The organism is Leucobacter iarius (assembly GCF_039530105.1).
GTDB classification, from domain to species: domain Bacteria; phylum Actinomycetota; class Actinomycetes; order Actinomycetales; family Microbacteriaceae; genus Leucobacter; species Leucobacter iarius.
Genome location: NZ_BAAAOB010000002.1, coordinates 108,345 through 132,868 on the forward strand (window position 1 = coordinate 108,345; position 24,524 = coordinate 132,868).

General features: G+C 69.5%; 24 protein-coding genes and 1 tRNA gene. 20 read left to right on the forward strand and 5 right to left on the reverse strand.

Going from position 1 to position 24,524, the window contains the following annotated elements:
• Positions 1-145: 145 nt before the first annotated feature.
• Genes pyrR through ABD169_RS09760 form a run of 9 tightly spaced genes read left to right on the forward strand, consistent with a single transcriptional unit; the run spans position 146 to position 10,862 of the window.
• Entirely contained in the window at positions 146-673 is a 528-nt protein-coding gene (pyrR, locus tag ABD169_RS09720; protein ID WP_344031835.1) for a bifunctional pyr operon transcriptional regulator/uracil phosphoribosyltransferase PyrR, read from the forward strand.
• Entirely contained in the window at positions 670-1,635 is a 966-nt protein-coding gene (locus tag ABD169_RS09725) for an aspartate carbamoyltransferase catalytic subunit (protein ID WP_046456634.1), read from the forward strand. The genes pyrR and ABD169_RS09725 overlap by 4 nt, the downstream gene beginning before the upstream one ends.
• Entirely contained in the window at positions 1,632-3,011 is a 1,380-nt protein-coding gene (locus ABD169_RS09730) for a dihydroorotase (RefSeq protein WP_344031837.1), read from the forward strand. The genes ABD169_RS09725 and ABD169_RS09730 overlap by 4 nt, the downstream gene beginning before the upstream one ends.
• Positions 3,008-3,550: a PH-like domain-containing protein gene (locus ABD169_RS09735; RefSeq protein WP_344031839.1), complete on the forward strand. Its 543-nt coding sequence runs from the start codon at positions 3,008-3,010 to the stop codon at positions 3,548-3,550. Before ABD169_RS09730 ends, ABD169_RS09735 begins: the two co-directional genes overlap by 4 nt.
• Positions 3,547-4,743: a glutamine-hydrolyzing carbamoyl-phosphate synthase small subunit gene (gene carA / locus ABD169_RS09740; RefSeq protein ID WP_344031841.1), complete on the forward strand. Its 1,197-nt coding sequence runs from the start codon at positions 3,547-3,549 to the stop codon at positions 4,741-4,743. The genes ABD169_RS09735 and carA overlap by 4 nt, the downstream gene beginning before the upstream one ends.
• Before the next feature lie 4 nt (positions 4,744-4,747).
• Positions 4,748-8,044, forward strand: coding sequence for a carbamoyl-phosphate synthase large subunit (carB, locus tag ABD169_RS09745; protein ID WP_344031842.1), 3,297 nt, complete (start codon positions 4,748-4,750; stop codon positions 8,042-8,044).
• Positions 8,041-8,901 (forward strand): orotidine-5'-phosphate decarboxylase, encoded by an 861-nt coding sequence (gene pyrF, locus ABD169_RS09750; RefSeq protein WP_344031844.1) that lies wholly within the window; start codon positions 8,041-8,043, stop codon positions 8,899-8,901. Before carB ends, pyrF begins: the two co-directional genes overlap by 4 nt.
• Positions 8,902-8,933: 32 nt before the next feature.
• Positions 8,934-9,830 carry a guanylate kinase gene (gene gmk, locus ABD169_RS09755; RefSeq protein WP_231580910.1) on the forward strand — a complete coding sequence of 299 codons (897 nt, stop codon included), beginning with the start codon at positions 8,934-8,936 and terminating at the stop codon, positions 9,828-9,830.
• A gap of 9 nt (positions 9,831-9,839) precedes the next feature.
• Positions 9,840-10,862, forward strand: a complete 1,023-nt coding sequence (locus tag ABD169_RS09760; protein ID WP_344031845.1) for a DMT family transporter — start codon at positions 9,840-9,842, stop codon at positions 10,860-10,862.
• On the opposite strand, the gene ABD169_RS09765 is transcribed toward ABD169_RS09760, so the two are convergent.
• Together ABD169_RS09765 and ABD169_RS09770 are read right to left on the reverse strand one after the other, a co-directional pair.
• Positions 10,859-11,530, reverse strand: coding sequence for an ABC transporter ATP-binding protein (locus ABD169_RS09765; protein ID WP_046456756.1), 672 nt, complete (start codon positions 11,528-11,530; stop codon positions 10,859-10,861). The genes ABD169_RS09760 and ABD169_RS09765 overlap by 4 nt on opposite strands.
• Before the next feature lie 146 nt (positions 11,531-11,676).
• Complete coding sequence (locus tag ABD169_RS09770; protein WP_344031849.1) at positions 11,677-13,155, reverse strand: ABC transporter permease; 1,479 nt, start codon at positions 13,153-13,155, stop codon at positions 11,677-11,679.
• A 160-nt stretch (positions 13,156-13,315) separates the two neighbouring features.
• Here ABD169_RS09770 and ABD169_RS09775 point away from each other — a divergent pair, with 160 nt between their 5' ends.
• Together ABD169_RS09775 and ABD169_RS09780 are read left to right on the forward strand one after the other, a co-directional pair.
• Positions 13,316-14,575, forward strand: a complete 1,260-nt coding sequence (locus tag ABD169_RS09775) for a sensor histidine kinase (RefSeq protein WP_344031851.1) — start codon at positions 13,316-13,318, stop codon at positions 14,573-14,575.
• The gene (locus ABD169_RS09780) at positions 14,572-15,240 is read left to right on the forward strand and encodes a response regulator (protein ID WP_344031852.1); all 669 of its coding nucleotides are present in this window, start codon (positions 14,572-14,574) and stop codon (positions 15,238-15,240) included. The genes ABD169_RS09775 and ABD169_RS09780 overlap by 4 nt, the downstream gene beginning before the upstream one ends.
• 38 nt (positions 15,241-15,278) lie before the next feature.
• On the opposite strand, the gene ABD169_RS09785 is transcribed toward ABD169_RS09780, so the two are convergent.
• Positions 15,279-15,959 carry a DNA-3-methyladenine glycosylase gene (locus tag ABD169_RS09785; protein ID WP_344031854.1) on the reverse strand — a complete coding sequence of 227 codons (681 nt, stop codon included), beginning with the start codon at positions 15,957-15,959 and terminating at the stop codon, positions 15,279-15,281.
• Positions 15,960-16,023: 64 nt separating this feature from the next.
• Here ABD169_RS09785 and ABD169_RS09790 point away from each other — a divergent pair, with 64 nt between their 5' ends.
• Positions 16,024-16,389 (forward strand): hypothetical protein, encoded by a 366-nt coding sequence (locus ABD169_RS09790; protein WP_046456642.1) that lies wholly within the window; start codon positions 16,024-16,026, stop codon positions 16,387-16,389.
• A gap of 17 nt (positions 16,390-16,406) precedes the next feature.
• Positions 16,407-16,480 (forward strand) — tRNA-Ile (locus ABD169_RS09795).
• 393 nt (positions 16,481-16,873) lie between these two features.
• On the opposite strand, the gene ABD169_RS09800 is transcribed toward ABD169_RS09795, so the two are convergent.
• Positions 16,874-17,164 carry a hypothetical protein gene (locus tag ABD169_RS09800; protein ID WP_344031856.1) on the reverse strand — a complete coding sequence of 97 codons (291 nt, stop codon included), beginning with the start codon at positions 17,162-17,164 and terminating at the stop codon, positions 16,874-16,876.
• Between the two features lie 1,660 nt (positions 17,165-18,824).
• Here ABD169_RS09800 and ABD169_RS09805 point away from each other — a divergent pair.
• Together ABD169_RS09805 and ABD169_RS09810 are read left to right on the forward strand one after the other, a co-directional pair.
• On the forward strand, positions 18,825-19,277 hold the full coding sequence (locus ABD169_RS09805) for an AAA family ATPase (RefSeq protein WP_344031857.1): 453 nt from the start codon (positions 18,825-18,827) through the stop codon (positions 19,275-19,277).
• Between the two features lie 130 nt (positions 19,278-19,407).
• On the forward strand, positions 19,408-19,641 hold the full coding sequence (locus ABD169_RS09810; protein ID WP_344031859.1) for a hypothetical protein: 234 nt from the start codon (positions 19,408-19,410) through the stop codon (positions 19,639-19,641).
• A gap of 525 nt (positions 19,642-20,166) precedes the next feature.
• On the opposite strand, the gene ABD169_RS09815 is transcribed toward ABD169_RS09810, so the two are convergent.
• A complete protein-coding gene (locus tag ABD169_RS09815; RefSeq protein WP_344031861.1) occupies positions 20,167-20,787 on the reverse strand; it encodes a hypothetical protein in 621 nt (206 codons plus the stop codon).
• Positions 20,788-20,891: 104 nt separating this feature from the next.
• On the opposite strand from ABD169_RS09815, the gene ABD169_RS09820 reads away from it, so the two are divergent.
• The 5 genes from ABD169_RS09820 (at position 20,892) to ABD169_RS09840 (ending at position 24,362) form a co-directional block, all read left to right on the forward strand.
• Complete coding sequence (locus ABD169_RS09820) at positions 20,892-21,431, forward strand: AAA family ATPase (RefSeq protein ID WP_344031863.1); 540 nt, start codon at positions 20,892-20,894, stop codon at positions 21,429-21,431.
• Between the two features lie 99 nt (positions 21,432-21,530).
• Positions 21,531-22,190, forward strand: coding sequence for a hypothetical protein (locus ABD169_RS09825; RefSeq protein ID WP_344031865.1), 660 nt, complete (start codon positions 21,531-21,533; stop codon positions 22,188-22,190).
• A gap of 78 nt (positions 22,191-22,268) precedes the next feature.
• A complete protein-coding gene (locus ABD169_RS09830; protein WP_344031867.1) occupies positions 22,269-22,706 on the forward strand; it encodes a hypothetical protein in 438 nt (145 codons plus the stop codon).
• A 136-nt stretch (positions 22,707-22,842) separates the two neighbouring features.
• The gene (locus ABD169_RS09835; RefSeq protein ID WP_344031869.1) at positions 22,843-23,796 is read left to right on the forward strand and encodes a cytochrome c oxidase assembly protein; all 954 of its coding nucleotides are present in this window, start codon (positions 22,843-22,845) and stop codon (positions 23,794-23,796) included.
• Positions 23,797-24,083: 287 nt separating this feature from the next.
• Positions 24,084-24,362, forward strand: coding sequence for a hypothetical protein (locus ABD169_RS09840; protein WP_344031871.1), 279 nt, complete (start codon positions 24,084-24,086; stop codon positions 24,360-24,362).
• Positions 24,363-24,524: the final 162 nt, after the last annotated feature.

The window sequence follows — 24,524 nt, forward strand, 5'->3', positions numbered from 1 at the left end:
GGGCTCGCCCGTTCGCGTTCCCCGTCCCGCGCCGGCCGCCCGTCCACTCGCATGGAATACCACCTTGGCCCGCCGGTTTCGGCTAGGCTGACCCCGTTAGCAGTCCTTTAACCCCGTCCAGAGAGGCGGAGAAGGGAGGCGAAGCGTGACCACGCGAACGGTACTCGAAAGTGCTGAAATCTCGCGGGCGCTGACCCGAATCTCCCACGAGATCATCGAAGCGAACAAGGGCGCAGAGGGCCTGGTTCTCCTCGGGATCCCGACGCGCGGTGTCGTGCTGGCGCAGCGCATCGCCGCGCTCATCTCTCGCATCGAGGGCATCGACGTCCCGGTCGGCCAGATCGACATCACGATGTACCGTGACGATCTCGCGCACCACCCGACCCGGGCACCTCAGCCGACCGAGATCCCCGAGTCCGGCATCGACGGCGCGACCGTCATCCTCGTCGACGACGTGCTCTACTCGGGCCGCACCGTCCGCGCCGCGCTGGACGCGCTCAACGACTACGGCCGCCCGCGCGCGGTCCGGCTCGCCGCGCTCATCGACCGCGGCCACCGCGAGCTCCCGATCCGCGCGGACTACATCGGCAAGAACCTCCCCAGCTCGAAGGAGGAGCGCATCAAGGTGCGGCTCGTCGAGCACGACGGCGAGGACTCGGTGAGCATCGCATGAGGCACCTGCTCGATACGCGGACGCTGAACCGCGAGGACGCCCTGCTGATCCTCGACACCGCGGAGGACATGGCCGCGATCCAGCAGCGCGAGGTCAAGAAGCTCCCCGCGCTGCGCGGCAAGACCGTCGTCAACCTCTTCTACGAGGACAGCACGCGCACCCGCATCTCGTTCGAGGCCGCTGCGAAGCGCCTGAGCGCCGATGTGATCAACTTCAGCGCGAAGGGCTCATCGGTCTCCAAGGGCGAATCGCTCAAGGACACGGCGCAGACGCTCCAGGCGATCGGCGCGGACGGCGTCGTGATCCGCCATCCGGCATCCGGCGCCCCCGCGCGGCTCGCCTCGAGCGGCTGGATCGACGCCGGCGTGCTGAACGCGGGCGACGGCACGCACGAGCACCCGACGCAGGCGCTGCTCGACGCGTTCACCATGCGCCGGCGCCTGTTCGGCGAGGCGAGCCGGGGCCGCGATCTCGACGGCGTCTCGGTCGTGATCGTCGGCGACCTGGCGCACTCCCGCGTCGCGCGTTCCAACCTGTGGCTGCTGAACGCGCTCGGCGCGAACGTCACCTTCGTGGCGCCCGAGACCCTGCAGCCCTACGGCGCCCGCGACTGGCCGGTCACCGTCGAGCACTCCCTCGACGCCGCACTGCGCGCGAAGCCCGACGTGGTCATGATGCTGCGCATCCAGAGCGAGCGCATGCACGCGGCCTACTTCCCGAACGAGCGCGAGTACGCCCGCAACTGGGGCCTCGACGACCTGCGTCTGGCGCGCCTCAGCGACCGCGCGATCGTCATGCACCCCGGTCCCATGAACCGCGGCCTCGAGATCTCGTCGGCCGCGGCCGATTCCCCGCGCTCGACGGTGCTCGAGCAGGTCGCCAACGGCGTCTCCGTGCGCATGGCCGCCCTCTACCTGCTGCTCTCCGGTGAGCGGCGCCAGACCCCGAAGGACTCCGAATGAGCAGCAATCCCGGCATCCTGATCCGAGGCGCCCGCCTCGCGGCCCAGCTCACCGAGCGCGGCGCCGACCACCTGAGCGCCGAGCCCGTCGATCTGCGGATCGACAACGGCGTCATCGTCGAGCGTGCGGCGCAGTCCGCGGGCGGGCTCGAGCCGCGCGACGGCGAGCGCGTCGTCGAGGCCGACGGACTGGTCGCGCTGACCGGCCTCGTCGACCTGCACACCCACTTGCGCGAGCCCGGATTCGAGCAGTCCGAGACGGTGCTCACGGGCACGCGCGCCGCGGCCGCCGGCGGCTTCACCACGGTGTTCGCCATGGCCAACACCAGCCCGGTGCAGGACACCGCGGGCGTGGTCGAGCAGGTGCAGGCCCTCGGCGACGACGCGGGCTACGCGACCGTGCGCCCCATCGGCGCGGTGACCGCGGGTCTCGCGGGGGAGCGCCTCAGCGAGATCGGCGCCATGGCGCAGTCGCGCGCCGGGGTGCGCGTGTTCTCCGACGACGGCAAGTGCGTGCACGATCCGCTGCTCATGCGGCGCGCCCTCGAGTACGTGAAGACCTTCGACGGCGTCATCGCGCAGCACGCGCAGGATCCTCGCCTGACCGAGGGTGCGCAGATGAACGAGGGGCAGCTCTCGAGCGAGCTCGGGCTCGCCGGCTGGCCGGCCGTCGCCGAGGAATCGATCATCGCCCGCGACGCGCTGCTGGCCGGGCACATCGGTGCTCGCCTGCACGTCTGCCACCTGTCGACCGCCGGCTCCGTCGAGGTCGTGCGCTGGGCCAAGGCGAGCGGAGTGCAGATCACCGCCGAGGTCACGCCGCACCACCTGATCCTCACCGAGGAGCTGGCCCGCAGCTACGACCCCCGCTACAAGGTCAACCCGCCGCTGCGCCGTGAGGACGACGTGCGCGCCCTGCGCCAGGCGGTCGCCGACGGCGTCATCGACATCATCGCGACCGACCACGCACCGCACCCGACCGAGGCGAAGGAGAGCGAGTGGGACGTCGCCGCGTTCGGCATGGTCGGCCTCGAGTCGGCCCTGCCCATCGCGCTGCTCACCCTGATCCGCGAGGGGCACGCCAGCTGGGCGGAGCTCGAGCGGATGCTCTCGCAGAAGCCCGCCGAGATCGGCCGCCTCGAGGGGCATCCCGCGGAACTCGCGGTGGGGCAGCCCGCCGACCTCGTGCTGGTCGACCCCACCGGCAGCAGCGCCTTCGGCGTCGACGATCTGCGGGGCCGCAGCACGAACTCGCCGTTCCTCGGCATGGAGCTGCCCGGCCGCGTGCACACCACGATCCGGCGCGGTTACCTGACGCTCGACGACGGCCGCCTGGTCGACACCGAGACGGTCGCCGCCGCGGGGGCCGCCGCATGATGGACCGCACCACCTTCACGATCATCGTCGCGGCGTTCGCCGTGCTCGTGCTGCTGGCCATGTGGCTCGGCTGGCGACGACGAAGCCGGCGCGACGCCGACGTGATCGGCGGCGTCGCGCCGACCGGAGAACTCGTCGCCGAGTTCCCGAACGCCGCGTACGTGTCGACCACCCCGGCCGGCGCCCCCATGGATCGCGTGGCCGCGCCCGGCCTGCGCTACCGGGGGCCCGCCGTCGTCGAGGTCCGCACCGACGGCGTCACGATCACGGTGGCGGGCGAGCAGCCCGTCCATCTGCCGGCCGCCCGCGTGCTCGGCTCGGGCGCCTCCGGCCCCCGCGTCGGCAAGTTCGTGGAGCGCGACGGCATCACCCTGCTGCGCTGGCTCTCCGAGGGCCGCCAGCTCGAGTCCGGCTTCCGCTTCGTCGAGGCCGACGACCATCACCGATTCACCGCCGCGATCGACCGGATCGCCGCGGCACCGAAGGATTCACCGGCTCCGGCCGACGAACAGACCAGCACCACCCAGGAGGACGCGTGACCACCAACAGCCCAGAAGTGACGGCACCGCCGGCGAGCGCCGTGCCCGGCGGAGCCGCAGTGCTCGTGCTCGAGGACGGATCGCGATACACCGGCCGCGCCTACGGCGCGACGGGCGAGACCCTCGGCGAGGTCGTCTTCTCGACCGGCATGACCGGGTACCAGGAGACCCTGACCGACCCGTCGTACGCCGGTCAGATCGTGCTGATGACTGCCCCGCACATCGGCAACACCGGCGCCAACGACACCGACATGGAGTCGCGCAAGATCTGGGTCGCCGGTTTCATCGTGCGCGATCCCGCACGCCGCGTCTCGAACTTCCGCGCCGAGCGCTCGCTCGACGAGGACCTCGTGAACGACGGCGTCGTCGGCATCTCGGGGATCGACACCCGCGCCGTGACCCGCCACATCCGCTCGGCGGGCGCCATGCGCGCCGGCGTGTTCTCGGGCGCAGCCCTCGAACTGTCCGACGACGAGCAGCTCGCCCGCGTGCGCGAGCAGGCGTCGATGGCCGGCAAGAACCTCTCGGAGGCCGTCACCACGCCCGAGCGCTACGACGTGCCCGCGGCCGAGGGCGTCGAGCGCGTCGGATCGATCGCGGTGCTCGACCTCGGCATCAAGCGCGCCACCGTGCAGTACCTCTCGGAGCACGGCTTCGACGTGATCGTGCTGCCCGCCTCCACCACCATCGAGCAGATCCGCGAGATCGCGCCCGACGCGCTGTTCTACTCGAACGGCCCCGGCGATCCCGCCGCCTCCGACGCGCAGGTGCTCGTGCTGCGCGAGCTGCTGCGCGACGGACTGCCGTACTTCGGCATCTGCTTCGGCAACCAGCTGCTCGGCCGCGCGCTCGGCTTCGGCACCTACAAGCTGCCCTTCGGCCACCGCGGCATCAACCAGCCCGTTCTCGACAAGCGCACCGGTCGGGTCGAGATCACCGCGCAGAACCACGGCTTCGCGGTGGACGCGCCCATCGAGGGCGAGCTCGATTCGCCCGAGGGCCTCGGCCGGGTCCAGGTCAGCCACTACAGCCTGAACGACCAGGTCGTCGAGGGGCTCGAATGCCTCGACCTCCCGGCGTTCTCGGTGCAGTACCACCCCGAGGCCGCGGCCGGTCCGCACGACGCCTTCTACCTCTTCGATCGATTCCGCGCTTTGGTCAAGGAGCGCAAGACCACCGCCTCGGAGGCCTAAGCACATGCCCAAGCGTTCAGACATCAACTCCGTCCTCGTCATCGGCTCCGGCCCGATCGTCATCGGTCAGGCCTGCGAGTTCGACTACTCGGGCACCCAGGCCTGCCGCGTGCTCCGCGAGGAGGGCGTGCGCGTCATCCTCGTGAACTCGAACCCGGCCACGATCATGACCGACCCGGACTTCGCCGACGCGACCTACGTCGAGCCGATCACCCCCGAGGTCATCGAGTCGATCATCATCAAGGAGCGCCCCGACGCGATCCTGCCGACCCTCGGCGGCCAGACCGCGCTCAACGCGGCCATGTCGCTGCACGAGCTCGGGATCCTCGAGAAGCACGGCGTCGAGCTCATCGGTGCGAAGGTCGACGCGATCCAGCGCGGCGAGGACCGCCAGATCTTCAAGGACCTCGTGATCGAGTCGGGTGCCGACGTCGCGCGCTCGCACGTCGCGCACACGATCGAGGAGGCGAAGGAGTTCGCCAAGGACCTCGGCTACCCCCTCGTAGTGCGCCCCTCGTTCACCATGGGCGGCCTCGGATCGGGCTTCGCCTACACCGAGGAGGACCTCGTCCGCATCGCGGGCGACGGCCTGCACTACAGCCCGACCACCGAGGTGCTCCTCGAGGAGTCGATCCTCGGCTGGAAGGAGTACGAGCTCGAACTCATGCGCGACACCGCCGACAACACGGTGGTCGTCTGCTCGATCGAGAACGTCGACGCCGTCGGCGTGCACACGGGCGATTCGATCACCGTCGCACCGGCGCTCACCCTCACCGACCGCGAGTTCCAGAAGCTCCGCGACATCGGCATCGACATCATCCGCCGCGTGGGCGTCGACACGGGCGGCTGCAACATCCAGTACGCGATCGACCCCAAGACCGGCCGCGTCATCGTCATCGAGATGAACCCTCGCGTCTCGCGCTCGTCGGCGCTCGCGTCGAAGGCGACCGGCTTCCCGATCGCCAAGATCGCCGCGAAGCTCGCGCTCGGCTACCGCCTCGACGAGATCCCGAACGACATCACGCAGAAGACTCCCGCGAGCTTCGAGCCGACCATCGACTACGTCGTGGTGAAGGCCCCCCGCTTCGCGTTCGAGAAGTTCCCGGCCGCCGACGACACGCTCACCACCACCATGAAGTCGGTGGGCGAGGCGATGGCGATCGGCCGCAACTTCACGACCGCGCTGCAGAAGTCGCTGCGCTCGCTCGAGAAGCGCGGCACCTCGTTCCACTGGGGTGAGGAGACGCGTCCGGTCGCCGAGATCCTCGAGACCATCAAGCGTCCGACCGACGGCCGGATCGTCGACGTGCAGCAGGCGCTGCGCCTCGGCGCGACCATCGAGCAGGTCTTCGAGTCGACCGCGATCGACCCGTGGTTCCTCGACCAGATCCAGCTGATCAACGAAGTGGCCGAGACCGTCAAGGCGGCCCCGCAGCTCACGCTCGACGTGCTCCGCGAGGCGAAGGACCACGGCTTCTCCGACGCTCAGATCGCCGCGATCCGCGGGGTCTCGGAGTCCGAGATCCGCGGCCTGCGCCACGGGCTCGGCCTGCGCCCCGTGTACAAGACGGTGGACACCTGCGCGGGCGAGTTCCCGGCGCTCACCCCCTACCACTACTCGTCGTACGACCTCGAGACCGAGGTCATCCCGAGCGATCGCAAGAAGGTCGTGATCCTGGGCTCCGGCCCCAACCGCATCGGCCAGGGCGTCGAGTTCGACTACTCCTGCGTGCACGCCTCGTTCGCGCTCTCGGAGGCGGGCTACGAGACGATCATGATCAACTGCAACCCCGAGACGGTCTCCACCGACTACGACACCTCGGACCGCCTCTACTTCGAGCCGCTCACGCTCGAGGACGTGCTCGAGGTCATCCACGCCGAGCAGGCGTCGGGCGAGCTGCTGGGCGTCGTCGTGCAGCTCGGCGGCCAGACCGCCCTGGGCCTCGCGCAGCCCCTCAAGGACGCGGGCGTCCCGATCCTCGGCACCACCCCCGAGGCGATCGACCTCGCCGAGGAGCGCGGTGCGTTCTCGAACATCCTCGAGCGCGCCGGCCTGCTGGCCCCGCGCAACGGTACGGCGATCGACGAGGAGGGCGCGGTCCGCGTCGCCGAGGAGATCGGCTACCCGGTGCTCGTGCGCCCGTCGTTCGTGCTCGGCGGCCGCGGCATGGAGATCGTCTACGACACGGCCTCGCTGCGCGGCTACTTCGAGCGCATCGAGGGCCACGCCCTCGTGGGCCCCGGCCACCCGCTGCTCGTCGACCGGTTCCTCGACGACGCGATCGAGATCGACGTCGACGCCCTCTACGACGGCGAGCAGCTGTACGTCGGTGGCGTGATGGAGCACATCGAGGAGGCGGGCGTGCACTCGGGCGACTCGAGCTGCACCCTGCCGCCCGTCACGCTCGGCCACGACCAGATCGCGGCGGTGCGCGAGGCGACGCTGGGCATCGCCGAGGGCATCGGCGTGCGCGGCCTGCTCAACGTGCAGTTCGCGATCGGCCAGGGCGTGCTCTACGTGCTCGAGGCGAACCCGCGCGCGTCGCGCACGGTGCCGTTCGTCTCGAAGGCGCTCGGGATCCCGCTGGCGAAGGCCGCGTCGCGCCTGATGGCCGGCGAGTCGATCCAGCAGCTCATCGACTCGGGCCTGCTGCCCGAGCGCGACGGCTCGCGCGCCCCGATCGACGCGCCGATCGCGGTCAAGGAGGCCGTGCTGCCGTTCAAGCGCTTCCGCACGCACGAGGGCCTCGTGGTCGATTCGCTGCTCGGACCCGAGATGCGTTCGACGGGCGAGGTCATGGGCATGGACCGCACCTTCCCGGTCGCCTTCGCGAAGAGCCAGTCGGCCGCGGGGAGCGAGCTGCCCACGTCGGGCACCGTGTTCCTCTCGGTCGCCGACCGCGACAAGCGCGCGGTCGTGCTGCCCGCGCTCCGGCTGCAGGAGCTCGGCTACCGGATCCTCGCGACGCCCGGCACCCAGGTGGTGCTCGGCCGCAACGGCATCGAGAGCGAGACGGTGCGCAAGCACTCGGCCCAGGCCGAGGGCGACACCATCGTCGACCTGATCAACCGCGGCGAGATCGACATGATCATCAACACGCCCTCGGGCAGCTCGGCTCGCGCCGACGGCTACGAGATCCGTGCGGCGGCCGTCGCGGCCGACAAGCCGATCTTCACGACGATCTCCGAGCTCTCGGCGGCCGTGGGCGCGATCTCGGCCCAGCAGCGCGGCTTCGACGTGAAGTCGTTGCAGGAGTACGAGGCCGACCGCGTCGCGGCCCGCGCGGAGGCCGCTCGATGACCACGGTCACCTTCGGGAACCGGCTCGCCGCGGAGTTCGCGGCGGGCCGGCACCTGTGCGCGGGGATCGATCCCCACGCGCCGCTGCTGGCCGACTGGGGACTCTCCGACGACGCGGCCGGAGCCGAGCGGATGGGCCGCGACGTCGTCGCGGCCGCCGCCGGCGTCGCGGCGTGCGTGAAGCCGCAGATCGCCTTCTTCGAGCGCTTCGGCTCGGCGGGATTCGTCGCTCTCGAGCGGGTGCTCGCCGACGCTCGCGCCGCCGGGCTCGCCGTGGTCGCCGACGTGAAGCGCGGCGACATCGGATCGAGCTTCGCCGCGTACGCCGACGCCTGGCTCACGCCCGGCTCGCCGCTCGAAGTCGATGCCATGACCGTGGTGGCCTACCAGGGCTTCGGCACGCTCGACGGAGCCTTCGGCCACGTGCGCGAGCACGGCAAGGGCCTGTTCGTGCTCGCCGCGACCTCGAACCCCGAGGCGCGCCCGGTGCAGACCGCGGTGCGCACCGATGGATCGACCGTGGCGAACGCCATGGTCGGCGATTCGGCGGCGTGGAATCTGGCGCACGACGCGACGGCTCCGGTGGGCTCGATCGGCGTCGTTCTGGGGGCGACGCTCGTGCTCGACGAGTTCGGCATCGATCCCTCGGTGCGGCCGGCCGGTCCCGCGCTGCCGGTGCTGGCACCCGGCTTCGGGTTCCAGGGCGCGCAGATCGAACGCGCACGCGATATCTTTGGTGGTCTCGGCGACGCGATCCTCGCGAACGAATCGCGCAGCGTCCTCGCCGGGGGAGCCGACGGCCTCGCCGCGCGAGTGCGGGACCGGGCGAATGCGATCGCAGAAGCACTGAAGGGGTAGGGATGGCCGAGGAGCGGGCATCGGATCGGGCAATGCCCGACGTGGATCGGACGGCTGCGAGCCGGGCGGCGGTCGCCGCGCGGCGCGCGCGGGCCGAGGTGAAGCGCCGGCTGCGCAGCGGCGAGGCGTCGCCCCTGCGCGTGCTCGAGCAGGCACGGGTCCCCGAGACCCCGGCCGCGTCGCTCCGCGTCACCGACTTCCTGCTCTCGTTCCCCGCGATCGGCCAGGTGAAGCTCAGCCGGATCCTCGAGGAGCTCAGCATCTCGGAGCGCAAGCGCCTCGGCGGCCTCGGCCGTCAGCAGCGCGAGCGGCTCGAGGGCTTCGTCCGCGAGCGCGTCGGTGCCGAGGCGGCGGGCACGCGCCCGCCGCTCACCGTGCTGGCCGGCCCGACCGCGGTCGGCAAGGGCACCGTGGCGACCTACATCCGCGAGCACTACCCGGAGGTGAGCCTCTCGGTCTCGGCGACCACCCGGGCCCCGCGCCCGGGCGAGGTCGACGGCACGCACTACTTCTTCACGAGCGACGAGCAGTTCGACCGCATGCTCGCCGCGGGCGAGCTGCTCGAGTGGGCGACCGTGCACAACAAGTACCGCTACGGCACGCCGCGCGGTCCCGTGCAGGAGGCCTCCGAGCGCGGCGAGCTCGTGCTGCTCGAGATCGATCTGCAGGGCGCGCGCCAGGTGCGCGCCTCGATGCCCGACGCCCGCCTCGTGTTCCTCGCCCCGCCCAGCTGGGACGAACTGGTCAACCGCCTCGTGGGGCGCGGGACCGAGGACAGCGAGGAGCGCGCGCGCCGGCTCGAGACCGCCAAGGTCGAGCTCGCCGCCGCCGACGAGTTCGACGAGATCATCATCAACGACGAGGTGCCGCGGGCCGCTGCGCGACTCATCGACATCATGCGCGGCACACCCCGCTCCGCGAACGGGTAGGTTGGAGGAGTGATCTCGAGCCTCCTCTCCGTCGGCACTGCGCCGTTCCTGGTCGAGACCGCCGAGATCGCGAGCGAGGTCGAGTTCTCGCCCAAGCAGCTCCTCGGCATCCTCGCCGCGCTCGTCGGCGCGGCCCTGCTCGCGTTCGGCGCCCAGTACCAGTCGCGGGGCCTCAACAAGGTCGAGCGGATCACGGGCGAGAGCGCCGGATCCGGGCTCTCCTTCCGGCACGTGCTCAGCCTGATGCGGCGGCCCTCCTGGGTCGTCGGCACGCTGTGCCTCGGCCTCGCGGTCGTGTTCCAGCTGCTGTCGCTGACGGTCGCCCCGATCATCGTCGTGCAGCCCATCGGCGTCGTCGGCCTGGTGATCACCTCGATCCTCAACTCCCGTCTCTCGGGGGTCCGACTCGGCAAGCGGGCGAAGACCGCGATCGCCATGTGCGTCGGCGGCATCGTCACCTACGTCACCGTCGCCGCCTTCGCGGCGGTCGAACGGCCGATCGGCAACGACAAGCTGCTCGTGATCCTGATCACCTACGCGGTCGTGCTCGTGCTCGCGGTCGTCGCGTTCCTCACCCTGCGGCACAAGCGGATCGCGCTGCTCTACATCGTCGGCGCCGGCGTGCTCTACGGCTTCGTCGCGACGCTCGCGAAGACCATCATCGTCCGCTTCCAGCAGGGCGACGTGGAATGGCTCACCTGGGCCTGCGCGGCGCTGCTCGTGCTCGGCGCCCTGCTCGGCATGGTGTTCGTGCAGAACGCCTACTCCTCGGGCCCGCCCGACCTCGTGGTGGCCGGGCTCACGGTCATCGACCCGCTCGTCGCGGTGCTCATCGGCATCCTCGTGCTCGGTGAGGCGTCCGGCGCGAACGGACTCCAGATCCTCGGCTTCGTGATCGGCGGCCTCATCGCGGTCGCGGGTGTGATCATGCTGGCCCGCTTCCACCCGCAGAACGGTGCGAACGTGCTCGACGAGGCAGCGCCCGGCGTCGGCTCCCAGGCCGAGCCGGGCACCGCCCCGAGCCGCGACTAGCGCCGCACCTCGTGCAGGCGGCCGCCGTCGAGGCGGAGCCGCCGGTGCGCCCGCTTCGCGACCGCGGAGTCGTGGGTGACCGCGACGATGGTGAGGCCCTCGCGGTTCAGCCCCTCCAGCAGTTCGAGGATCTCGTCGCGCATCGACTCGTCGAGGTTGCCCGTCGGCTCGTCGGCGAGCAGCACCTTGGGTCCCGCGACGATGGCGCGCGCGATCGCGACGCGCTGCTGCTGCCCGCCCGACAGCTCGCTCGGGCGGTGGCCGCCGCGATCCGCCAGCCCGACCTTCGCGAGCGCCTCGGCGACGCGCTCGGTCCGGGTGGACGCGGTCATGCCGCGTCCCTCGAGCGCCACGTTCACGTTCTCGTTGGCGGTGAGCGTGGGGATCAGGTTGAACGACTGGAACACGAAGCCGATCTGTGCGGCGCGCATCCGGGTGAGCACCCCGTCGCGCGCCGCGGCGAGGTCGATGCCGTCCAGCCGGAGCACCCCGCTGCTCGGCCGGTCGAGCGCGCCGAGCAGCTGCAGCAGCGTCGACTTGCCGCCGCCGGTGGGGCCCTGGATCGTCGCGAACTCGCCGGGCATGATGCTGATGTCCACTCCGGTGAGCGGGGTGAGGGTGCGCCCCTGCATGCGGTAGCTCTTGGTGACGCCCTCCAGCACGTAGATCGGTTCGATGCGCGACCGGGCCGCGGGCGTGGGTTCGGGGGAGACGGCGGTCTCGGGGACCGCCTGGGCCGTGGGGTTCATCTGCGTCTCGTTCCGTTCTGAATCGGTGGTGAGCCGGGGATCCGGCTGCGCCGCGTCGAGGGGGCTCATGCGACGGCTCTCAGCGCCTCGACCGGGCTGAGCCGTGCGGCGCGCCAGGCCCCGAAGCTGCCGGCGACCAGACCGCCCAGCAGGGCGAGCAGGATCGCGGCCGCCACGATCCAGGGCGTCACGGGAGCGTGCAGCACGATCTCGGTCGCCTGCTGCGCCGCGCGTCCGAAGCCGCCGGGCATTCCGCCCCCGCTCCCGCCGCCGGGCATCGCGCCCTCGGCCGCCGCGCGACCCGCGGTGGCCGTGGAGCCGCCGCCGATCTTCGGGGCGATCAGGTTGATGATCCCGACCGTGCCCAAGCCGAGCACGAGACCCACGACGCCACCGATCAGGGCCTGGACGCCGGATTCGCCGGCGAGCTGTCCGACCACGCGCCGGTTCGACCAGCCGATGGCCTTCAGCGTGCCGAACTCCCGGGTGCGCCGAGAGACGCCCGAGCTGGTCAGCAGCATGGCGATGACCAGGGCGACCGCGAGGACGATGATCGAGAGCCAGGTTCCGAGATTCGTGATCAGCGAGGAGGCGCTCGAGAGGGATCCCGAGACCTGCGCGGCGAGATCCGCCTGCGAGCTCACGGTGGCGTCCGGGACCTGCTTCTCGATCTTCTGCTGCAGGGCGTCGATGCCGCTCGCGGAGTCGGCGCTCACGTACACCGTCGAGACGACGTCCTTCACGCCCGCGAGGGTGCGCGCCGTGTCGATGGGCAGGAACACGTTCGCGGCGGTCTCCGCCTCGTCACCGGTCGATGCCACGATGCCGACCACCTCGACCGTGCTGCCGCCGACCTCGACCGAGTCGCCGACCGCGATGCTCTCGGTCTTCGCGTAGCGGGAGTCGACCACGGCGACCTTCTGGCCGGCATCGGATGCGGCGAGCGCGCGGCCCGAGCTCACCTTCGTCGCCGAGAGCGGGCCGACGCCCGTGGCCGAGGGATCGATGCCGAGCACGGTGAAGCTCTCGATGCCGAAGGAGCTGCCGCCGGAGCCGCCCGCGCCTCCTGCGCCGCTCTCGGGCGGTCCGCTCATGCCGCCGCCCTGCGACTGCAACTGGGAGCGGTCGGGCATCTCGCCCGTGAAGGTGGTGTTGGTGAGGCTGAGCGCTCCGGTGGCCTTCGCGACGCCGTCGAGCTTGCCGACCGCGGTGACGGTGCTGGCATCGAGGGTGCCCTGGCGCGGGTTCGACATCAGGCGCGACTTCGCGAGCGTCGTGGTGCCGTCCTGGCTCTGGCCGTCGTTCTGGCCGAATTCGAAGCGCGGGCCGCCGCCCTGGCCGGGCTGGGTGGCGGCGCCGGTGACGGTGAGGTCGGTGCCGACGCCGTAAACGCCCTCGAGCGCGCGGGTCTGCGCCTGTTTGACGCCGGCGGAGAGCGCCGACACGACGATGACGAGCGCGATGGCGATCGCGAGTCCGGCTGCGACGATGATCGTCTGCCGTTTCCGTCCGAGCAGCTCGCGCCGCAGCATGGTCCAGTACATCGGGGGTCCTTTCGTCCTTCGATCGAGAACTGTTCCGAGTCTTCCGACTCGGCTCCGGAGGCGCGTCACCCCTGCGGGTACACCCCGTACCGCGATCGCGGTATCCCGGATGCCGCATTCGGGCGACGCGCGTTCGGGCGAAGGCGGGCAGACTGGGGGCATGAGCGATGCACGGGCGGCTGCGACGGAGCCGGAGGAACACGAGCGCTGGCCCGGATGGGCGGCGGATCTGACCGCCGCGCTCGTCGTGCTGCTGGGCGGCGGGATCCTGGTGGGCAGCGGCCTGGGCATGGGGTTCGGGGGCATGCCCGGCGCCGGCGCCTGGGGGCGTCCGCCGGAGCCGCCGATGGGGGAGCCGAGCGCGCTGCATCAGTTCTGGAGCGTGCTGCTGCTCGTGATCCCCGCCGGCCTCATGTTCGTCCGACGGCGCTGGCCGCTCGCGGTCTTCGTCGCGACCTTCGCGGTGTTCTTCCTCGCCGCGCTCGGGTCGTCGCCGTCGATCGGGCCGGGGATCGGACTCACGATCGCCGCGTTCACGCTCGCGAACCGGGCGCCTCGGCGACTTGCGCTGATTGCGGCGGCCGTCGCCACCGGGCTGATCCTGCTGCTCAGCATCGCCGTGACCGACTGGACCTCGTTCTCGCCCCGGGTGTTCCAGATCGGTGCGGCGCTGTCGATCGCGGCCGCCCTCGGCGACAGTGCCCGTTCGCGACGCGAGTACCTGGCGGCGATGACTGAGCGCGCCGAGCGGGCGGAGGAGACGCGGGAGAGCGAGGCGCTGCAGCGGGTCGCCGAGGAGCGGCTGCGCATCGCGCGGGAGCTGCACGACACCGTGGCGCACCAGCTGGCGGTGATCAACCTGAACGCGGGCGTCGCGGCCGGCCTGCTCGAGGAGCGGCCCGAGCGCGCCCGTGAGGCGCTCAGCACGATCCGGGAGGCCGCGCGCGGCGGCATCGGCGAGATCGGAGAGCTGCTGCACTACCTGCGCGCCGGCGAGACGAGCGATCCCGGGACCGCGCCGCAGCCCGGCCTGGACCGGCTCGAGTCGCTCCTGGCCGGGGTGCGCGAGGCGGGCCTCGCGGTCGAGCTCCGCGTCGACGGGGATCCCGCGCGGATCACGGGCGCGACCGACCGGGCGGCGTACCGCCTGGTGCAGGAGGGTCTGACCAACGCGCTCAAGCACGGGTCGGAGCGTCGGGCGGCGCTGCGGCTCGACGTCGACCTGCACGAGCTGCGCATCGAGCTCTCCAATCCGGTCGGCGCGGGCGTCGCGGAGGATCCGGCGTCATCCGCGGGTCTGGGGCTCGTCGGGATCCGGGAGCGCGTCGCCGCGCTCGGCGGCTCCGTGACCACGGGACGGATCGCCGGAGTGTTCCACCTGAGCGCCGTGCTCCCGATCCCCGAGGAGGGCGTCCGATGATCCGCGTGCTCGTGGTCGACGATCAGCCTCTGATCCGGCAGGCGGTGGCCGACATTCTCGCGGTGCACGACGACCTCGACGTGATCGGCACCGCCGCCGACGGTCGGGAGGCGATCGCGGAGGCCTCGCGGCTGCGCCCCGATGTCGTGCTCATGGACATCCGCATGCCCGAGGTCGACGGGATCCGCGCGACCGAGGTGATCTGCGCGGACCCCGGGTCGGACGAGATGCGGGTGCTCGTGCTCACGACCTTCGAGGAGGAGGAGTACGTGGTGTCGGCGCTGCGCGCCGGCGCGAGCGGCTTCATCGGCAAGGGTGCGGAGCCCGACGACATCGCCCGGGCGGTGCGCGCGGTGCACGCCGGCGACACCCTGCTCTCGCCCGTGGCGACCCGGGCGCTCATCAGCCGCTACGTGATGCCCGCGTCCGGCCTCCGCGCCGCCGGCGTTCCCGCGGAGCTCTCGGGACTCACCGAGCGGGAGGTCGAGGTGCTCCTCCTCGTCGCCCGCGGCCGATCCAACCAGGAGCTCGCCGAGCAGCTCTTCATCTCGCCGCACACCGCGAAGACGCACGTCAACCGAATCATGAGCAAGGTCGGCGCGCACGATCGCGCGCAGCTCGTGATCCTCGCCTACGAGAGCGGGCTGCTCGCCCCGGGAGAGTAGGGCACGCCGTTCGGCGGGTGCTGCGGGCCTGTCGGTGCTCAGCCGCGCGGCGCCCCGCGGCCGGGTCGGAACGCCGACACCGTCGGATCGCCCGGCAGCCAGAATCGCCACGGGAACGCGGGACCGCCCGCTTCGCCCGCCACACCGACGCGCGGTCCCCGCGCGATCTCGGTGGCGAGCATCGGCGCCGGCTCGAACGCGAACGGGGTGGTGAGGAGGTCGCGGCCGTCGTGCGCCTGGCGGGTCACGCCGAGCGCGGCCGCGAGGTTGCCGGGGCCGCGGGCCAGGGCGCGGTGCGGGATCTCCGGTGCGCCCGGGGTGCCCGATGCGTCTGATCCACCCGGGGCGGGGATGCCGCGCTTCCGCGCGCGGAAGGATCGCGCCAGCGCCTCGCCCGCGACGACCTCGCCAGCGCGGAGCAGGACGCCCGAGGCGGATCCTTCGGGCGAGCAGACCAGGTTCAGCGCGAAGTGCATGCCGTAGCTGAAGTAGACGTAGGCGTGGCCCGGCGGGCCGAACATCGAGGCGTTTCGTTCGGTGCGGCGATCCTTCGAGTGCGAGCCCGCGTCGTAGGGGCCGGGGACCCCGACGCCGTGGTAAGCCTCGACCTCGGTGATGCGGATCGTGACGGTGCCGTCCGGGTGGTGCACCGAGACGCGGGTGCCGAGCAGGCGCGGCGCGACCTCGAGCGCGGGTGCGTCGAACAGGCGGTGCGGCATCGCTCCAGTCTGGCAGGGAGGCCGCCTGCGCGCCGCCCGCAGCCGGCGGTCGTAGGATCGTCGGGTGACCGAGTCCCGTTTCCGTGTGCGCCCGCCGAGCTTCATGATGGCCCTCGTGCTGCCGCTCGTCGTCGGGGTCCTGCTCAACGCGGTGGTGCGCCCGTGGCTCGGACAGCAGCTCGGCGGTACCCCGCGTTCGATGGGTGCTTCGGTGCGCGGCCAGGACCACTGGTGGGAGTTCGACGCGGCGACGCGCGCCGAGCATCCGATGCTCACGGGGTTCCTGTCGACCTCGGACGGGGCGATCGCCATGCTGCTGTTCGCCGTCATCGTGCTGCTCTTCGCGTGGCGCTTCCTGGATCCCAGAATCCGCGTGTTTCGCGCGCGCCGCGCGGCGGCCGCGGCCAGGAGATCCTCGGCGGGGTCATAGACTGGGGGAGTTGCCCAGGGGCGTTAGCTCAGCCGGTTAGAGCAGCGGACTCATAATCCGTCGGTCGCGGGTTCAAGCCCCGCACGCCCTACTACTCCTGAAGGCCAAGACAGCCTGTTCGGGGTCGCTCCCGGACCCCGACTGGTTCGAACCTGGTCTTCTTCGACGCGAGCCCTAGCTGAGGCTCCTGAATGGCGAAGCCGCTCGGGATGGCCTCTAGTGAGCCGCGCACGGATCTGCTAAAGCGGCGTTGGATCTTTGCGGATCGCTCGTCCCGATGAGCGGACACGGAGGGTCGAAAGGCGCCGCAAACGCAGTACAGCGCATACGTGGGCAACACGCGCTACGCCACTCTGGCATCAGTCCACGAATTTCCTCGGTTTAAGGGTGAAGCGTTGCACACCTTGAAGATCCATCCCGAAGGCACGGTCGCGACAAGGCAGCTGTAAGGAATGTGTCTTTTGGTGCTGGCGTGACGCGATGGCTATTTCTTGCGGCGCTTGCTGGTCCGGGAGGCTGCTTCCTCCGCGGCAAGTTGAGCGGCTCGCGCAACGATTCCTTCCAAGGTCTCCCGTGATGGGAGATAGATAGGGCCTCGAACGTTCACTCCGTCAGCGTCGATCGCGGACGAGATGACCTTGAGTGCTTGCCAGATTCCCTCGAGCTCGGCGCGGAGCTGTGCGTTCGCGATCGGACCATCGAAATACCTCGCGATCGCACCCTGAGAAGCGATGACAGTCGACTCGATCGCACGTACAGCAGCGGCAACTTCCATACACACGATCCTACTTCCCTCGAGGCAATTGGCATCCATCCAACGCCACAGTTCCGACCCTGGCTCGGCTACAGCAAAGAAGGAATGTGGCTACTGAACTGGAAGGATAAAGCTCGTAGAGCGACTTCTCGGGGTGAATGCATGGTGGAGGTTGCGCCGGGGCGTTTAGGGCGCGATCCACGCGGCCAAGCGAGATCTTATTTGGGATGTCCAATGTTGGATCCGATGGATTTGGCCCGGTCGTCTTCTATCGAACCTCCGGGCATGACCGAGCGGTGTTTGTATCTTCCCTGGCAGCACTAGGTCGGTTCTTCGGATCCATGCGCCATCTGGTTCTTCCTCCAGCTGGTACCAACGCTTGAAGGTCTTCGTGCGGCCATTTTGATCTATCCACGAGATTTCAATCCAGATGCCCACCTCAGCCATAGAAATGGGTACTGGGAACGATACCGTTTCGCCGGGCTGCGGGACATCCAAACTTGACTTCGCGCCTTGTTGGGGCTCGCCGTCAGTCGAAACATGATGAAAAAGCATCACAGGCGGTGCAAGGCCGAGGTTCGTGACCTGGAAGTCGACTCGGTCAGCGACGCTCCCAGCCGCAAGGTACAAGCGCGGAGAGAGACGTTGCTTGGATCGCTCAAGCGCAACCCAAGCAACGATCGCAGCTGTCGCGGCGAATATCGCACTGACCAGGGTGCCGATTCCGACGATGAAGCCGTCGTTCTGGTTCATCCAACAAACGAGATCTTCACAGGTGCCCACATAAACACTCTAGCGAGTCACATCGGAGCGGCTGCACCACGCTCGGCGGTCGAGTAGCTCAACGGCATAGTCCAGTGTTTAGCTGGAGAATCTGGTTCGAGTCCCGCCGAGGGCCCTGCCTGGGGTCTCAATGGAAGTACACGAAATCTGAGAAGATGATCCGGAGGGTGGCGTATTGCACTGGATCATGATCTATCTACGACGCGCAAAGGCTGCGTAGTATTCGCGGTGGATTTAACGATTAGTGGAAGACGAACGGGCTTTCGTTCTAGCCAGAAGTGATGCCACAGAAAGATCGCGGATCGGCGAAGATCAAAAACTCGCTGAGATTCCGGCAGTATGAGGAGGCCACGCGGTCGTGGACGGAGCCCGGTGTGCGAGAGCCAGGAACACACAACCCTTGGCTCATAGGGAAGCTGCTCGGTTCGGCAAGCCGGAAAAGTAAGGACTCTTGCTAGTGGCTCAGAGCTCGCATCGAGATGTGCCACAGGCGCTTCGTCATCGATCGTTATTAACGGGTTGCCCGTGATCCTGATGTCGCTGCAAACAGTAGCTCCCATTGGCCGCAAGACGACCATGAAGGTTCTCTGCTCGTCACGTGAACTGGGGAGTGGAGTGATGGTTACCCCCACTGTTCCGTGGCGCCGCGTCATGGCAGTAATCGTAAGCTGAATCGCTACACCGATTGCGGAAACCACCGCAGCTACGGCACCTATGAGTGTCCACGCGTCCATCCCACGACTCTAACCAGTCCGCAGCATCTCAGCCCCGCAAGAAAGAGGGGCCTGAGCTACTGCATGCCCGAAGGGAAGGCCATACGTACGCTCGCAGGTCGGCGCACGGGCACGAAGGCCGGGCGGCCCGGCCTGGCATATTACCGCCTCATGAAAGAGAAGGCGTGCGTGATATCAGTCTCGAGGTCGAGAGTTTCAAGCGCATCCGCGCAGGCCGCATCGAACCTGACAAGTCCGGTTCGACGGTCATCTCGGCGAAAAACGGGCAGGGTAAGTCGTCCGCGCTCAGCGCGATAAGGGTGGTGTTCGGTGGCCACGATGGCAACAAGGCGGCGAAGTCGATCCGCGACGGCGCTGAGTCAGCGCGAGTCAGACTTGACCCCGGCAAGGTGATGGTGACGAGGACTTGGTGCAACCGCACTGCCGCAGTGAGGGCCGAGTCGAAGGAGGGCTCCGAGCACAGGTCGCCGCAAGTGATGCTCGACCGGATCGCGTTCGATTCGGTGGCGCTCACACGGCTGCGCGGTCGCGAGCAGAAGCGCGCGCTGCTGACGCTCGTCGATCTCGACGCGGTTGCGCACGCCTCTTTGCGGAGTGCACCGACGTCAGCCGGATGAAGAGCGCAGCTTGGCTTGGATGCCTGGATCGCCCGGCTCTCCTAACTCGAGGAGGAGTCCGCTATCGCGCTCCGGGGTGACTTGCGGGCTGCGACCTATTGCAACAGCACCATCTGCGACGCGCGAGAACATGCGCGACTGCATCACTGATCTTGAGCAGCAGCTCAAATCGCTGCGCATGGAGTATGCCCGTGCACTCGCAAACGGCTCCGCGAAGCCTGCCGACGAGTTGACGATGCGCAACCGGTTGCAGGGCATCGACGGGCGCAACATGCGGATCCGGACGAATACCGCGAACCGGTGGAAAGCGGGGCGCATTGCGAAGTTTGCCGAGCAGTACGCGGAACTGGCCGGAAAGATCTAAGCGATCGACAAGCGGAAGGCCGGCGTGCTGAGGCGTGTAGAGTTCCCGGACCGGGGCTTCGGTTTCAACGAGCCGGGGCGACGTTCAATAGGATCTCGTCCTCGCAGACGTCCTCGGTAGAGCAGATCCGGGTCTCACCCGCGATGGCGGTGGTGTCTCACCCGCATCTGCGCGTCGTCCTGGTCCCCGACGGCTCGTTCGGGGGCGTATTGTGTGAGTTCCAGGCCTCGCCCTTGTACTCCCGAGGTCGAACTTTCTAGTTGCGGTTTGAGTGCTAGCGCACTGCTTGTGCACCCTTTTGATGCATTCTATTGCGGGGGTAGACAGCGGTTTCAGGCTCTAGATGCGGGCGAAGAATAATTCCGTTCCACCAGAGTGCGGGATCCCGTCAGCGTGGCGTGCGGGACTCATAATCCGTCGGTCGCGGGTTCAAGCCCCGCACGCCCTACCAACCACGCTTCGAATAGTGCCCGGTCAGGAATCGTTTCTTGGCCGGGCATCTTTGCGTGCTCGGAAATCCGTCGGTCAGCGGCCCCGCATCAGGCGCGCGACGCCGGCCGGAGTGATCCCCTCCTGGAGAAGATCGAAGAAGAGACCGGCCTCGCCGATCCCGGTCTGCGTGCCCAGGTCGGTCCAGGAGTCCGCGATGAGGATCGGGAATCGGGAGAGAAGATCCACGGTCTGTTCTCGAGCGGCTGCACGAATGCGAAAATCGGGATCCACGAACGACTGGATCTCGATCTGAACGTACCGCGCACCGGCGTCGACCAGCCGCTGCAGGTGGGACTCGTCGGCGAGCAGCGACAGATCATCCCGGGCGATCGTGAGGCCGGTGCAGATCAACGGGATACCGAGCGAGTCGACCGCCGCCAGCTGTTCCGCGAGCCGGCCCGGCTTCTCAGGATCCGCAGGAGTGAACTCGAGGAAGTCGGGAACGAGCCGGGCGATCTGCGCCGGATCGAACCGCAGCGGATCCACGCGCACCGAGATCAGCGCGTCCGAGGCTTCGCGGATCTCCGCAAACGTGGCCTCCGAGACGGCGCGCGGCCGGTCCGTTTCGCCGACGAGCTGCACATCGAGGATGTCCGCGTTCCGGAACGCGGTCCCTTCTCGGGCGGATCGGACCGGTCCGACTTTCCACATCATGACTCCTCGTTCGACGGCATCGGCTTCGGAATCAGCGTAGCCATCCCTGGATCGAACCAGAGGCGAGCACGACGTCCGCGACGGGCAGAGTTACTGTGGGGATCGTGATCATCTGGCTCAACGGCACGCACGGGGCAGGGAAGACGACGACCAGTCGCCTCCTGCAACCGCTGGTGCCCCGGTCCCGGATCTTCGACGCCGAGAAGGTCGGCGAGGTGCTCATGGACATCGAGCCCGCCCTGCCCGAGACGGGCAACTTCCAGCACTGGCCGCCCTGGAGACCGCTCGTCGCCGAAACCGCCAGACGGGTCCTCGACTACGTGGGCGGAACCCTCATCATCCCGATGACCGTGCTCACCGAACAGTACTGGCAGGAGATCACTGCCGACCTCCAGCGGCACGAGATCACCGTTCACCACTTCGTCCTGCACGCGGACGAGACTACGCTGCGGCGCCGCATCGATGACGACGCCGACATGGGACCGTCGACCTTCCGGCACGATCACGTCCGTCCCTACGTCGCCGCTGCACACTCCTGGCTGCACGAGCAGGCGACCGTCATCGATACGACCGCGAAACCCGCGGCCGCCGTCGCACGCGAGATCGCAGAGCGCCTCCCGCAGCCGGGTTCAGCCGAGGCATAGGCCGTCGGCGAATGCCGATCCAACCGCGGGTGAGGCACGCAGACGCCGGCATCCCGGCCGCAATCGCCACAGCGTACCGGGATACTGCATACTGAGGGCATGGACTGGTCTCTGCAGCGCAATTTCGGGATCGCGGCCGGGGCCATCCTCGGCGCGCTGTTCGGGCTGATGATCGCGCAGTCGATCGTCCTCGCGGCCGAGGGATTCCACCCGAGGGGCATCACGCCGCAACTGATCGTGCTGCCGACGCTCCTCATCGTGATCTTCGTGAACCTCGGTATCGGTCTGCGCATGATCGATCGCCTGGTGACCCTCATCGCGCAGCGCTCGCAACTCCTCGCCACCGGCGCGGCTCCGGGGGAGACGGCCCCCGCGCGGATCGGACAGGTGTTCGGCCGGGAGCAGCGCCTCGCAGCGACGATGCGTTTCCCGGCGTCCCCGGAATCCGCTCGCCTCGCGCTCGTGAAGGTCCTGCCGAACAGCGGCCCGCCGCGCACGGCCTACGTGCTGCTCCCCACCCGCTACGGGATTCAGCGGAACGCTCCCGCGTCGGTCGTGCTCGACCCCACGAACCCGGATGTCGCCGTGCTTGACGATCGCGTCGACGCGGCGGTGCTGGCCGCGATCGCCGCCGATCCCCGGTGGGCGACGGTGCGCGTGCCGGGCCGCTTCCTGCGGCAGGGCGGCCTCGCGGTCATCATCGCGTTCGTCGCCGGGCTGATCGTCAGCCTGCCGCTCTGGATCCTGTTCCTGCGCTGAACGGTTCGGCTGCCCGCCGCCGCCGAGCTGAACAACCCGCCCGGCCACCGCTCTGCATGGACTGCTAGCGTGACCCGGGTGAGCAAGGGGTATGAGCGGGCACTGCGGGGGAGCCTCGGCAGGTTCCTCGCCGTCGGCGCGATCCTCCTCGGGCTCATCGGCATGCACTCCCTGCCGCTCGCCGACCCGGCGAACCACGGATCCGCGCCCGCAGCAGCGGCTGCGGCGAGCGACGTCCTCGGATCCTCCGCAGTGGCACCGGCGCCGGCCTCCCCAGCGGACGTCCCCGTTGCGGCCCCGAGAGCCCTGCTCTCGCCGCAGGGCGGCGAACATGCCGACCTGATCGCGGCGTGCGTCCTCGCCCTGCTGCTGACCGCCGTCCTGCTGCTCGCATCTGGCCGCCGACTTCTCGCACGGTTCACCGCCGGCAGCACCCGGCCACATGCTCGCCGCCGGCCGACCTGGCCGCCCGCACTCCGCACCTCGCCGGCGGTCCTCGCCATCAGTCGAACCTGATTCCTCTCGGTTCCCCGCCGCTGCTCGCCCGACGCGTGCAGCGCGCTGCGCACCGCGCCCCCCTCGACGACCTCCGATGCGCCGGAGCAGGGGAGCACGGACGCGCGCCCCGAGACGCATCGACCGAGGAGCAGCCATGCCCGCCCGCCCAGTCACCAGCCCGATCGAACCTGGACCGTTCGGCCTCGCCGACCTGTTCGTCCTCGACCCGCTCCGCGCCTCGCCGCTCGCCTGGGTCGCGCTGATCATCTGCGCGGCCTACTTGACCGGCGCGATCTCCCTGTGGCGCAGGGGGAGGCGCTGGTCGCCGGTCCGCGCGCTGTCCTTCGCGCTCGGCTGCGCGCTCTGGTTCGGCGCCACCGGGCTCGGCGTCAACGCGCAGGCCGAGACGCTCGTGTCCGCGCTGCTGTTCCAGCAGATCACCCTGATGGTCGTCGCGCCGCCCCTGCTGCTCATGGGCAGCCCGGGCAGACTGCTGCTGCGCGCGGTCCCGCACCGCGGGATCGGTCGGCCGATCCTGCGCGGGGCGATCGGCGGCGCCCGTTCGTCCTTCGCGAGGATGCTCCTGCACCCCGCGGCCGCCATCGTCATCGCCGCCCTCGCGTTCCCGGCGCTCTACTTCACGGATGCGGTGAGTGCGATCCTCGCGATCCCGGGTGGCCACGGGGTGCTGCTCGCCCTGTTCCTCCTGCTCGGCATCATCGCCGCGGCGCCCCTCTGGTCGCTCGACCCGCTGCCGCGCGCACCCTCGTACGGGGCTCGGCTCGCCGACGTCGTGATCGAGATCCAGATCCACGCGGTGTTCGGGCTCGTGATGCTGCTGAGCACCGCACCGCTGTTCCGCGCTTACGCCGACGATCCGGCCGGCTGGGGGATCCCGCGCCCGCTCGACCAGGCGATCGCCGGCGGGCTCGCGTGGTCGTACGGAGAACTCCCGCTGCTCATCGTGCTGATCGTGACCCTGTCGAAGTGGCGCAGGAGCGAGATGCGTTCGGCTCGGCACCGGGAGGCGGAGGAGGATGCGGAGCTCGAACGCTACAACGCGCAGCTCGCAGCGCGGAACCGCAGCGATCCTCGCCGCATTTCCTGACCCGATACAGTGATATCGATTCGCTCGTCCGGGTTCATCCCGCCCTCGACTTCCATTTGGAGCCTCCGTGTCGTTCTCGCCCAAGACCCTCGCCGTCACCACTGCCGTCGCCGCACTGCTCGCGTTCGGTCGCGGGATCCGCACCCACCGATACGCCCGCCACCACCTCGCAGAAGAGCGAGGCGAACCCGAGCCCGAGCGAGAGCCCGACTCCGACGAAGACCGAGGCTCCGAAGCCGGTCGATCTGTCGGGGGAGTGGAAGCAGAGCAATTCGCAGAGCGCGGAGATGTACCAGGTCGCGACCATCGCCGGCTCGACGATCGAGATCAACTGGGTCACCAACGGTGGCAGCACGAAGAGCCTGTACTGGGCGGGATCGCTCGAGGTGCCGCAGGACGCCAGCCAGTCCTTCGCCTGGGACTCGAAGAACGACGCCGGCAAGACCGCCGGCGCCATGCTGGCTTCGAGCGAGCCGATCAAGAAGATCACCTACTGGGACGGCGTGCTCTCCTACGAGGCGAGCGCGATGGGCAACACCGTCACGGTCGAGCTCAAGCGAGTCTGAGCCGCGCTCACGAGGAGGCCCCGATCCGCACACGCGGGTCGGGGCCTCCTCGCGTCTCCGGGTCCTCGGCCCCTGCGCCGGCTCGAGAAACCGGGAACCAGGGACCCCGGGACGCCGGGACCCAGGGACCCCGAAGCAAACTTGCACTCTCAGGCGAATGGT

Bases quoted from the DNA above. Each gene is read 5' to 3' on its own strand.
- ABD169_RS09725 (WP_046456634.1), top strand. From the start codon at position 670: ATGAGGCACCTGCTCGATACGCGGACGCTGAACCGCGAGGACGCCCTG.
- ABD169_RS09730 (WP_344031837.1), top strand. From the start codon at position 1,632: ATGAGCAGCAATCCCGGCATCCTGATCCGAGGCGCCCGCCTCGCGGCC.
- ABD169_RS09735 (WP_344031839.1), top strand. From the start codon at position 3,008: ATGATGGACCGCACCACCTTCACGATCATCGTCGCGGCGTTCGCCGTG.
- carB (WP_344031842.1), top strand. From the start codon at position 4,748: ATGCCCAAGCGTTCAGACATCAACTCCGTCCTCGTCATCGGCTCCGGC.
- pyrF (WP_344031844.1), top strand. From the start codon at position 8,041: ATGACCACGGTCACCTTCGGGAACCGGCTCGCCGCGGAGTTCGCGGCG.
- gmk (WP_231580910.1), top strand. From the start codon at position 8,934: ATGCCCGACGTGGATCGGACGGCTGCGAGCCGGGCGGCGGTCGCCGCG.
- ABD169_RS09770 (WP_344031849.1), bottom strand. From the start codon at position 13,155: ATGTACTGGACCATGCTGCGGCGCGAGCTGCTCGGACGGAAACGGCAG.
- ABD169_RS09775 (WP_344031851.1), top strand. From the start codon at position 13,316: ATGAGCGATGCACGGGCGGCTGCGACGGAGCCGGAGGAACACGAGCGC.
- ABD169_RS09780 (WP_344031852.1), top strand. From the start codon at position 14,572: ATGATCCGCGTGCTCGTGGTCGACGATCAGCCTCTGATCCGGCAGGCG.
- ABD169_RS09785 (WP_344031854.1), bottom strand. From the start codon at position 15,959: ATGCCGCACCGCCTGTTCGACGCACCCGCGCTCGAGGTCGCGCCGCGC.
- ABD169_RS09800 (WP_344031856.1), bottom strand. From the start codon at position 17,164: ATGGAAGTTGCCGCTGCTGTACGTGCGATCGAGTCGACTGTCATCGCT.
- ABD169_RS09810 (WP_344031859.1), top strand. From the start codon at position 19,408: ATGCGCGACTGCATCACTGATCTTGAGCAGCAGCTCAAATCGCTGCGC.
- ABD169_RS09815 (WP_344031861.1), bottom strand. From the start codon at position 20,787: ATGATGTGGAAAGTCGGACCGGTCCGATCCGCCCGAGAAGGGACCGCG.
- ABD169_RS09825 (WP_344031865.1), top strand. From the start codon at position 21,531: ATGGACTGGTCTCTGCAGCGCAATTTCGGGATCGCGGCCGGGGCCATC.
- ABD169_RS09835 (WP_344031869.1), top strand. From the start codon at position 22,843: ATGCCCGCCCGCCCAGTCACCAGCCCGATCGAACCTGGACCGTTCGGC.
- ABD169_RS09840 (WP_344031871.1), top strand. From the start codon at position 24,084: ATGTACCAGGTCGCGACCATCGCCGGCTCGACGATCGAGATCAACTGG.